We start from the raw sequence: 9,823 nt of genomic DNA, 5'->3' as shown, positions 1-9,823 counted from the left end.
ACCCCGGCACGCCGGTGGCCGTGGTTCGATGGGGGACAAGGCCAGACCAAAAGACTATCGTGAGCTCTCTGAGGGATATCGTCTCGGAGGTAAAGGATAAGGAGATAAAGCCTCCCGCCGTGGTTGTCATCGGAGAAGTGGTGAGGCTGAGGGAGAGCCTCACATGGTATGAAAACAAGCCGATGTTCGGCCAAAGGATACTTGTAACGAGAGAACATGCCACAGGGTTTGAAACCCTGGAAGATCTCGGTGCAGAGATACTGGAATTTCCGACGATCGAGATCGTTCCTCCGAGGAGTTACGCCGGACTTGATGCCGCGATCGAGAGAATCACGACCTATACCTGGATTATCCTCACGAGCGCAAACGGGGTGAGATATTTCCTCAAGAGGTTCTTTGAACTCGGCAGAGACATACGGGATTTAAAGGGTATTAAGATCTGCGCCATCGGTTCAAAGACGGCGGCTGAGATAGAACGATCCGGGATGAAGGTCGATCTGATACCGGCAGAGTTCCATGCGGAGGGATTGGTCGAGGTATTCCTGAAGGGGCGGGCAGCCGGCGAGAGAGAGACGAGCCTGAAAGGGTCCCGGTTCTTATTGCCGAGGGCTGAGGTCGCGCGTGAGCTTTTCCCGGAAAAGGTGAGGAAACTCGGCGGGGAGATCGACGTCGTCGACGCGTACCGCGCGGTGAAACCGGAGATTCATGGGAGGCGGCTCAAGAGATTCCTCAGGGAGGGCAGGGTCACGGTCGCGACCTTTACGAGCGCCGCCACATTCACCAATTTTGTCGAGATCGTCGGCAGCGAGGCTTACGAATTCTTAAAGGGAATAACCATCGCGGTCATCGGGCCGGTGACGAAGAGGGCCGTAGAAAAGGCCGGTCTCAGGGTCGACATCATGCCTGAAGAATCGACCATAGAAGCGATGGTATCGGAAATTGTCAGGGTGAAGGCGGGGAGCAAAGATGACCCGACCCCCGGTCTGTAGAAACGTTGACCAGCTTATTTCGATTCCTGAAATTTCGGAAAGCCGCTCTGCTGTGCGGCAATGTGCTTCGAGACTCTTCCTCTCGGCATCAATTTTTGAATACTATGTAATCTCTGGTGACGATTAACTAGTTGACATGGTGAAACGTTCTGTGTGATGCTGGAGGTGCGAAATAGCCTAGAGGTTAAAAGGAATCGTCGCCGTGAAGAAGAAAAAGATAAGAAAACTGAACTGCTGGGAATTCAAGGGATGCGGGAGAGAGCCGGGTGGCGATCATATGCATGATCTCGGTGTCTGTCCGGCGACGACGGCGGAAAACCTGAATGGTATGCACGGCGGCATAAATGGCGGCAGGGCCTGTTGGTTTATCGTGGGAACATTTTGTAACGGAGCCCTTCAGGGCACATACGCGAAGAAATATAAGGCGTGTATATACTGTGATTTCTATAAGATAGTAAAAGAAGAGGAATATTCCAGATTTCAACTTCTCCAGGATATTTCGTCCTGACCGTCCGGGACAGATAGAATCCTTCACGAAATAGGGCCGTTTATTCCTGTTTCGCACTGCGTTATCACAATCAGAACTGCGACGAAAAGCTGTCGTTTTGCGAATTCGTTCATAAGAAGATTTTTGCTCGAAAATAGGAACTTCTTCCAATTGTTTTTCCCCCTGCCCTTTGCTATAAAAGAATCAAGAAGGCAGACAGGAAAAGAAAGCGGGTTAGGATCATGAAGGCACGTGTTTACGCTAGGGCGATGCTCTACCACATAAAATGGAAAGTCCAATTGAGGAAATTTCTTGACGGGAAGGGACGTGTCACTGAGGCGGAATATATTTCTCCGGATGATTGCAAGTTCGGGCGATGGCTCTGTTCCGAAGAAATCATGAAATATGCCGCCGATTCTGAAATACGAGAAATTAGGAAAGTGCACACCGAGCTCCATAAAGCTGCCGAGCGCGCTTATGAGCTCAAGCTTGCAGGTGATGATCGTGCCGCTTTTCGGGAATTCAAGAACATGGAAGCAGGCAGCATGAAGCTTCTTTCCCTGTTGAATACGATGAAGAGCGTAGGGAAGAATTAGATTTCTCATGCAAGACCGCATGGAGGTTATTCACCACAGAAATGACGTAACCGCGGGCGGTCTGACAGAAGAACCAAGGCCCTTTCGTCGAGGGCAATGCCGCTTAATGACGATGAAGAAAATGTTGTCTTACGGGAGGGCGATCAGCCCTCAACCTTCACTCTGAGAAATCTTCTCTTTCCGACCCTAATGACGTGCTCACCTCTTTCGAACAGGATATTGGGATCCGCAACAGCTTTGTCATCAACTTTTACCCCTCCCTGTTGGATGAGCCTCATCGCCTCGCCTGTCCCTTTCGCAAGGCCCGCGTCTTTCATGATCTGGGGGAGCCAGGGAGACCTCGCCTGGCCAGGACCACCAAGGGTCACGGTAATTTCGGGGATATCGTCCGGCAGTTCCCTCGCCTTGATATGCTCGAATTCTATCCGAGCCTTCTCAGCTGCCTCACGTCCGTGATACCGCGTCACGACCTCTATCGCAAAATCGCTTTTTGCCTTTAGAGGGTCGAAGGAGCCCTCTTCGCTCTGCCTCTTAAGGTCTTCCAGGCCATCGAGAGAGATATGGCTCAGGAGTTCATAGTAACGGAGTATCAGGCCGTCCGGTATCCTCATGATCTTCGGAAACATGCCGGTCGCCTCTCCTTTTACGTAGGCAAAGGCGGGCTCGTCGATGCCGATGTAGTTCCCGAGGCTCTTCGACATCTTGTTCACGCCGTCAAGTCCCTCGAGCAGGGGCATCATGATGACGACCTGCTCCTCCATCTCCATCTTCCGCTGCATCGTCCTCCCCATGAGGAGGTTGAACTTCTGGTCCGTACCGCCGAGTTCCACGTCAGCCTTCAGGGCCACAGAATCATAGGCCTGGAACAGCGGATAGTAGAATTCGAGTATGCTGATATCCTGTTGGTTCCTGTATCGCTTCTTGAAATCCTCCCGTTCGAGCATCCTCGCTACGGTCTGCATCGCCCCGAGCTTGACGAGTTCCATCGTCTTCATCTTTGAGAGCCATTCACTATTGAACCGTATCCGCGTCTTCTCAGGATCGAGGATCTTAAAGACCTGCGTCTTGTATGTCTCGGCGTTCCTCAGTACCTCTTCTTCTGTGAGCGGTTTTCTCGTCTCGCTCTTTCCGGTCGGATCCCCGATCATCCCTGTGAAATCACCGATTAAGAAGACTATCTCATGCCCGAGTTCCTGAAACTGCCGCATCTTCTCGAGAAGGACGGTATGACCGAGGTGGATGTCCGGTGCGGTCGGGTCGAAGCCGGCCTTCACAACGAGCGGCTTCTTTTTCTCATAGGATCTTTCGAGTTTGCGGATGAGGTCGCTTTCGAGGATTATCTCGACGGTGCCTCTCTTAATAATCTCCAGTTGCCTGTCCGGTTCCAACATAGGTGATTATGATAAACCGGGGAGACGAGATACGTCAATTATGCACGGGTAACGCGCGGCCCGCTTCTCACTGTCTTGTCCTGGACGCATACGTCGTCCGGGGGCTGGTTGAGCAAGGTGGGGCCTGCGATTACCTGTTGACCTTTGCGGAATGACGATTGCACGACCATTTCCGGGCTGGAGCCCGCTATTCGTGTTGATACTTGCTTCCATATAAGCCATGAACAAATGCAGAAACTCTTTCCTGGACTTCCCTGCGATGCGTAAAGATCGTGACATGTTCACCGCCTTCTGCCGCGAACAATTCTGCACCGGGAATCTCCGTCGCAAGACGCATACCGTGCTCCTCAAACGAGACCAGTCGGTCTTCCGTGCCGTGTATCACGAGAGTCGGAACTGCTATATCCTTTAAAGGGTAAGTCCTCGTCCGGGATATTTTTATATCATTCCTGGTTCCCTTAATCCGCTCCGCCATCCTGTAAAAACTTCCGATTGTCACTTCTTTGTATAAGGCCATTGCATCGGCATCCATAAGCGTTCTTTCCAAAATGGCCGGATCGGATATGGAACGACTCAGGGTTTGCTTCAGATTCGATTCGGTCCTGTTCCGCATTATTCTTACAAATGCCGGCCATCCAGCCAGGAGGGTCAAAACATGAAAAAAGGGCGGTATTTTGTTGTTCGCTCGACCACCCAAGGTTGAAACCAGCACAAGTCCTCGGCACTTGTCACGATGGCGAAGAGCAAAGTGAATCGCGCTTGGACCACCTCCCGAAATAGCGAATACGATGACTTGCCCTATATGGAGCAGATCGATGGCTTCGGCGTAAAGGTCCGCCTGCTCCTCGGGCGTCCTTCCTGCCGCAATCGGAGTTCCGAGATACCCAGGGCGAGAAAGAGCCAAATATCGATGATCTATTTCGCCAATGGTACGTGCAAGGGTGTGCGCCTGATCATATCCGCCCATCGCCCCGTGAAGAGAAAGCACGACCTCTCCATTCCCCGTATCCATGTACTCAACCGGCCCACGTGATGTAGCTAATAGCTTACTATTCGTATCTTTCATATCTCTTCTTCACTTTGCTCCCACATTTCTATTACTCGCGGTCTTTCCATGAAGCCTTGAACAACAATAGCATATCGCTTGATAGTTCCCCAAAACTCAAGGACGAAGGTCAGTTCACCGCTCTATGATAGATGCTTGGCGATGCCGGTCAAGCCAATACCCCCAGAGAATGAGAAGCCATTGCCCTTGACCCACCCACGCCAATGATGTCACGTTCGGGGGAGGTGGGCCAAACATATTTCCGAGATAGGCAGCCACGAGAAAGATAACGAGAGTCCACAGGGCCCACTTCCCGATCATGTCTCTTGCAACGGTGTACCTAAGATACAAGAGAACCCCCACAGCGAAGATGAGCAGCTCAACAGCGAGGGTGCCGAGAAGCGATGCCCACAGGTCGAAACCGACCCGGATGTCGCTTCCGGGTACAAGCTGAAGGTCAGCCCGATGAACAATGAGGTCGAGGAACCAATGGCTCATCAGCAGTAACGCAACAACAAGCGCACCACGGTCGTACTTCTTGATGCTACGGTAGATTATTCGGAAGAGCAGAGCCCAGACCATAACGGCAACAAGGCTGTGAGAAATGGGATAAGACTCGAAATCGAGGGGCGACACCGTGGTGATGCCGGGCACGATGCGGACACGCTCGAAGCCCAAGAGGAGAAGAGACGGCCAGAGAAGGTCTATAAACTGGGATGCCAGAAAGAGGCTTCCCAGTGACGTCTTGGGCGCTGCGGCTTTGGCGCTGAATGCCAACCCGAAATGACCGATGAACATCTATTGTCTCCCTTATTGCAGCTGCGAAATATTCATGTGCAGAGCGAGTGGGCCGACACGCCACGTAACTGCCTCTGCGAGAATGCCGCGAAATCTATCTCTGTTGCCCTCAAGAAAGAGCCAGTGAAGGAACAAGCCATTCCTCTCACATAATTCCGGTTGTGCTATGTGCAATTATATCAGAGCTCGAAGCCGTTCGGTTCGGAAAGACCATCACAATATTCTCAAACCTTTTGGATTTACAGATAATCCTCTCTACGGGGATACCATGCGTCCACTGCCTTTGCAGGTCTGTCAAGAATTCTCACGTGGTGCGCCTGGTTAGCAAGGATGACTACTCCATCCCCTTTCTTGAGGACCCTGGTCCTGTCTTCAACGGTGAATTCCATCTCACCTTCGATGACATAGGTAATCTGCTCATGAGGATGTTTGTGCGGCGGTATCACAGCATAGGGTTCGAACTCAAAAAAAGTCATCATGGTTTTCTCCCCCGATATAACCCTCAAAGCGATACCCTCAAGGATTTGTTTCACACGCAAGTCTTTTTCAACAAAAAAGCTCATGGTCCCTCCTTTCATTCAACGTACTATGTCAAAACATGCGGATCAATCCTCCGGATATTCCTGAAGGTAGATGAGATATCCCTGCCTAACTGTCCGTTGGCTTGACGCCACCGACAAAAGTGAGACTGAAACCATTATGGCACAGTACTACTTCCCGATAAAAACCATTGCAAACCATTACACACCAGCGCAAAGAGAATTTTGAGGACATGTCGCATTCGACCTTACTGTGGAGGGCAGAAGAAGCAAGTCGAATCATTCATTTTCATTGACACGAATATTTGGACTAAATAGAATATTGTTTATGGGGGAAGAAGGGAGCAAGGAATGGCATTCAAGAGGTCGTAGGTTCGCTCCCAATCAGCTCCACCATTCGTTTCCAGTAACTTGCCTTCCGGTACTAGTTCCATGAGCAAACGTTTCACGAGCATAATAATCCTACTAGCTTACGTGCTAGAAGTCGGAATGATAACCTTCTTGAGAGGCCGGTTTGGTCCTCATCTTAGTCCGATTGTCTTCTTTGTTGCTTCCCTGACAATCGGTCTTGGTGGCATAAGGCTTGCTTTTTTAGAAAGGAAGAACAAATCCAGTGAGCCCTATAAAATACCGGTACGGAAAAGAGCTATGTTGGTGGGATACTTGACGGCAGGGATAGGTATAACTTCTATCGCTTTGACCAGCCTCTTCGCCAACTACAGAATTGATGTGAAATATTCCGATATTATTCCCATCATAGCCGTAATGGTAAAGAGACTGCTCAACAACGAGTTTCCTTACCAAGTAATTTCTGAGTGGGGATATAAGGCGTTCCCAGCCTATCTACCCTTACAATGGATGCCCTTTATAATTTCGGAAGTGCTTCACTTTGATTATCGATGGACTGCTTTTGTGGTGTTATGTATCGCTCTCGCTTTCTATGGAGTTTATGTTCTAAGAAGAACTGCTTCCCCGGTAAGAATCGGCTGTCTATGGTTTCTTCCATTTTTTACGCTTCTAGCGCTTACAAAGTATGACCCTCAGGCATTTGGCATAAGCATTGAAACGTTGATTGCCGCCTATTATTTGATTCTGTCCTTGACTATTTTTTCTCAGTCAAATTTCCTAAGAGGGTTAGGATTGTTACTCTGCCTGCTCTCCAGATATTCGCTAATTCTTTGGGTACCATTATATCTGGGCATAATTTTCTTATCAGAAAAAAGAAAGAATGCTTTCGTCATTGCAGCAGTAGCCGTGCTGGGTATTATTTTGATTTACGGAGTTCCTTTCCTCGTCAAAAAGCCTTCTATCTTTCTAAGATCGCATGCAGGTTACACAACGGCGGCGACGGTTGAATGGCAAGTCAAAGAATGGCAAGCTTCGACAGATAAGCCCTATCACCTTTTTAGAGGAATTGGTTTTGCTTCTTTTTTTTATGATTACCTGAATGGGGCGTTGGCGAAGAGATTAAGAATTCTGCAAATTTTTCATTTAGCTGCTTCAGTAATGGTCATAGGGATTCTAGGGCTGCTCTTTCTTAAATTCAAAGAGGATATTGATTACAAGATATTTGCCTTAGCCGGCCTGAAGATCTACCTTGCATTCTTTTACGATTTCATTCAGATTCCTTATAGCTATTTATTTATTGTCCCCGTATTTGTTTCTATACCTGTTTTGGCTGTAGCGCTGTCAGACGGCAGCTAATATTGTCTTGGGCTTTCCGAAAAGCTGCATACGCTCCGTTCGCTCATTAACTTGCGAAAATATCTTTCGACCGGCCGTGCTGCGGGTGCAGATTTTCAGGCGCTACTTATCCCAAAACCAGGGTTACCTTAAAAGCGGGTGAAGCTTGTAAAAAAAGGCGCGGATTAATATAATTACGCTATTATTATCAGGCAAGATGACGTTGGACGGTGTACACGAGAACGGACGCTTGGAAGTCCGAATATCACAGCCATTCATTCGTGCTGATGGCCAAAGGTGAATGTCTCTGAAGGATACCCGAACGGTGTGTTGTTCATTCTCATCCTGCCTCACTCCCCTTATAACATGTCTATCGGTGCGAGGAAGCAAGCCTCACGAGATCTTCCAATAAAGGCCTTGGATCATCAAAAGGCCGTCGGAGTATGTACCGCGGCTTTTCGGCCAAACCTGCCAGAGGGTCCTTCCGTGCTCCCGTTCGGTCTGATACAATATTTATGATTAGGGCGTGATCTTTCCGAAAGGAGGGCTCCTATCAATGAAACTGGGGATTATCTTTTTGTTCTTCGTGCTCATGGTGGCGACGATGGAACTCGCTGCTGCCAGGGACAAGCAGGGGAATTTGGCTGTCTACGGGATAGGGAGCAAGACATGCGAAAAATTCCTTCAGGATCGCAAGGATGCCGCTGATTTGTCTTATCATCATTGGGTAGGGGGCTACATCTCCGGCTTCAATACAGGGAGCGAAGAAACCTACGACATCGTCGGTACGAAAGATTTTGATAGTCTCATGGTCTGGCTTGAGAATTACTGCAAAGCGAACCCCCTCGATGCGTTCGGCGTCGCGACGGGAAAGTTGATGATCGAGCTATTTCCGCAGAGAAAGAAGATCCCGGGGAGATAATAGCCTCAGATTATCATTATCATGATCGAAAATGAGATGATCGGCAATCTGTCCGTAAAGAGGAAACGGGAAGAGGGAAGTGTACGTATGATCAAAGCGATCGTAACCTTGGCTATCCTCTCCATCCTCTTCCTTGTCGTCATCACGGCTGTCACGGGCACCCCTGACGGGTCTATCCTTTTCACGAGAGAACGCTGCATAAATTGTCACACGTTCAAAGGAAAGGGTGCCGCGGTCGGACCCGACCTTACGGATGTTACGAAGAGGCGAAGCGATGAATGGATCAGAGACCAGATAAGAACTCCCCGGTCTCATTCCCCCAATCCGGGGATGCCACCCCATGAGAAGCTGTCGAAAAGGCAGATAAAGGCCCTCATAAAATATTTGAAGTCATAGCTGCATAAGGGCTTTAAAAAGCCCCGCAACGAGGTCTGCCATCTTTTTGTAGTCGAGGGTTTCCGGCATATCTGCCGGTCCGTGGTAGTTTGGGTTTCGGTAAAAGGCTGTGTCCGTTATCATGAAGGCAGGGTAGCCGAACTTCCAGAAGCTCCGGTGATCTGAGAAATCGACTCCGGGCACAAAAGAGAAGGTGTTCAGGGATTCTACGGGTAGCGAAGATACGGCCATAAAAGCCTTTTTCAGTCGCTGTGTGAATGCCCGTGATGACCTGTTTCCGACAAAGGCGATAAAATTGCCCCTGTCGGGATACCGTAATTTGAAAAGCGAAGAAGGATAATACTGGCAGCCTTCTGAATCACAGTAGTATCCGAGCATTTCAAGGGAAATCATCCCGCGAACCTCTACCTCCCGACTATGAAGGCTTTCGGCATAGACGTGACTCCCCATCCTCGACGTAAGAAAAACGGGGGGCTCTTCCAGACTGAAGGCGACGAAAGAGATATTCCCTTGAGCCGGACTTGAGGAGAGAAGTCGCGCGAGTTCGAGGAGACCTGCCACCCCGCTTGCATTGTCGTCCGCGCCGGGTGTGCCGACAACGGTGTCGTAGTGTGCGCCTATCACGAGCGTACCCTCTCTCATATCCCTTCGACTGTCCACCCCTCCGATAATGTTGTAGTAGGTATTGCCTTCATAGGTGAAGGGCTGTCTTTCCACGGCACAACCGTAGAGACGAAATCGCTCTTCGATAAAGTCAGAAGAGCTGTTCAGCTTTTTCAGATCGAGATAGCTCCGCTGTCCGATTTCCTCTGAGAGGTATTTGACGGTCGCCCTGAGATTGGTCTCTATATTCTCCATCATGAATGCCCGTATAAGAAAGTATAAGGAATAAGCCCGAAGGCGTAAAGGCTTTGGCCGGAGCTGCCTTGTTCCTCTTCTGTCTTCCCGGCCTTCATTGAGATTTGAGGTGTGTTAAT

General features: G+C 49.6%; 11 protein-coding genes. 6 read left to right on the top strand and 5 right to left on the bottom strand.

The genetic code is table 11. The annotated features are described in order from the left end of the window. The 3 genes from VEI96_06335 to VEI96_06325 form a co-directional block, all read left to right on the top strand. Positions 1-989: uroporphyrinogen-III synthase (locus VEI96_06335; GenBank protein ID HXX57601.1), on the top strand; the 989-nt coding region annotated here is incomplete at its 5' end. Positions 990-1,191: 202 nt separating this feature from the next. Continuing rightward, entirely contained in the window at positions 1,192-1,497 is a 306-nt protein-coding gene (locus tag VEI96_06330; protein ID HXX57600.1) for a hypothetical protein, read from the top strand. A 221-nt stretch (positions 1,498-1,718) separates the two neighbouring features. After that, positions 1,719-2,072, top strand: coding sequence for a CZB domain-containing protein (locus VEI96_06325; GenBank protein ID HXX57599.1), 354 nt, complete (start codon positions 1,719-1,721; stop codon positions 2,070-2,072). Positions 2,073-2,215: 143 nt separating this feature from the next. Here VEI96_06325 and tyrS read toward each other — a convergent pair whose 3' ends face one another. From tyrS to VEI96_06305, 4 genes are all read right to left on the bottom strand, one after another. Next, positions 2,216-3,463 (bottom strand): tyrosine--tRNA ligase, encoded by a 1,248-nt coding sequence (gene tyrS / locus VEI96_06320; GenBank protein HXX57598.1) that lies wholly within the window; start codon positions 3,461-3,463, stop codon positions 2,216-2,218. Positions 3,464-3,650: 187 nt separating this feature from the next. Then, the gene (locus tag VEI96_06315) at positions 3,651-4,529 is read right to left on the bottom strand and encodes an alpha/beta hydrolase (protein HXX57597.1); all 879 of its coding nucleotides are present in this window, start codon (positions 4,527-4,529) and stop codon (positions 3,651-3,653) included. A 114-nt stretch (positions 4,530-4,643) separates the two neighbouring features. Then, complete coding sequence (locus VEI96_06310) at positions 4,644-5,306, bottom strand: hypothetical protein (GenBank protein ID HXX57596.1); 663 nt, start codon at positions 5,304-5,306, stop codon at positions 4,644-4,646. 239 nt (positions 5,307-5,545) lie between these two features. Next, complete coding sequence (locus VEI96_06305; GenBank protein HXX57595.1) at positions 5,546-5,785, bottom strand: cupin domain-containing protein; 240 nt, start codon at positions 5,783-5,785, stop codon at positions 5,546-5,548. A gap of 549 nt (positions 5,786-6,334) precedes the next feature. Between VEI96_06305 and VEI96_06300 the strand changes: the two genes are divergently transcribed. The 3 genes from VEI96_06300 to VEI96_06290 all read left to right on the top strand — a co-directional run bounded on the left by VEI96_06300 (position 6,335) and on the right by VEI96_06290 (position 8,846). Then, positions 6,335-7,549, top strand: a complete 1,215-nt coding sequence (locus VEI96_06300) for a hypothetical protein (GenBank protein ID HXX57594.1) — start codon at positions 6,335-6,337, stop codon at positions 7,547-7,549. Positions 7,550-8,084: 535 nt separating this feature from the next. Further along, the gene (locus tag VEI96_06295; protein HXX57593.1) at positions 8,085-8,450 is read left to right on the top strand and encodes a hypothetical protein; all 366 of its coding nucleotides are present in this window, start codon (positions 8,085-8,087) and stop codon (positions 8,448-8,450) included. Between the two features lie 87 nt (positions 8,451-8,537). Beyond that, positions 8,538-8,846, top strand: coding sequence for a cytochrome c (locus VEI96_06290; GenBank protein ID HXX57592.1), 309 nt, complete (start codon positions 8,538-8,540; stop codon positions 8,844-8,846). On the opposite strand, the gene VEI96_06285 is transcribed toward VEI96_06290, so the two are convergent. Beyond that, positions 8,841-9,707, bottom strand: a complete 867-nt coding sequence (locus VEI96_06285) for a M28 family peptidase (protein HXX57591.1) — start codon at positions 9,705-9,707, stop codon at positions 8,841-8,843. The two genes, VEI96_06290 and VEI96_06285, sit on opposite strands and share 6 nt — an antisense overlap. Positions 9,708-9,823 lie beyond the last annotated feature (116 nt).

It is taken from the genome of Thermodesulfovibrionales bacterium (assembly GCA_035622735.1).
Classification (GTDB): Bacteria; Nitrospirota; Thermodesulfovibrionia; order Thermodesulfovibrionales; family UBA9159; genus DASPUT01.
This window is presented reverse-complemented; position numbering and strand designations above follow the sequence as displayed.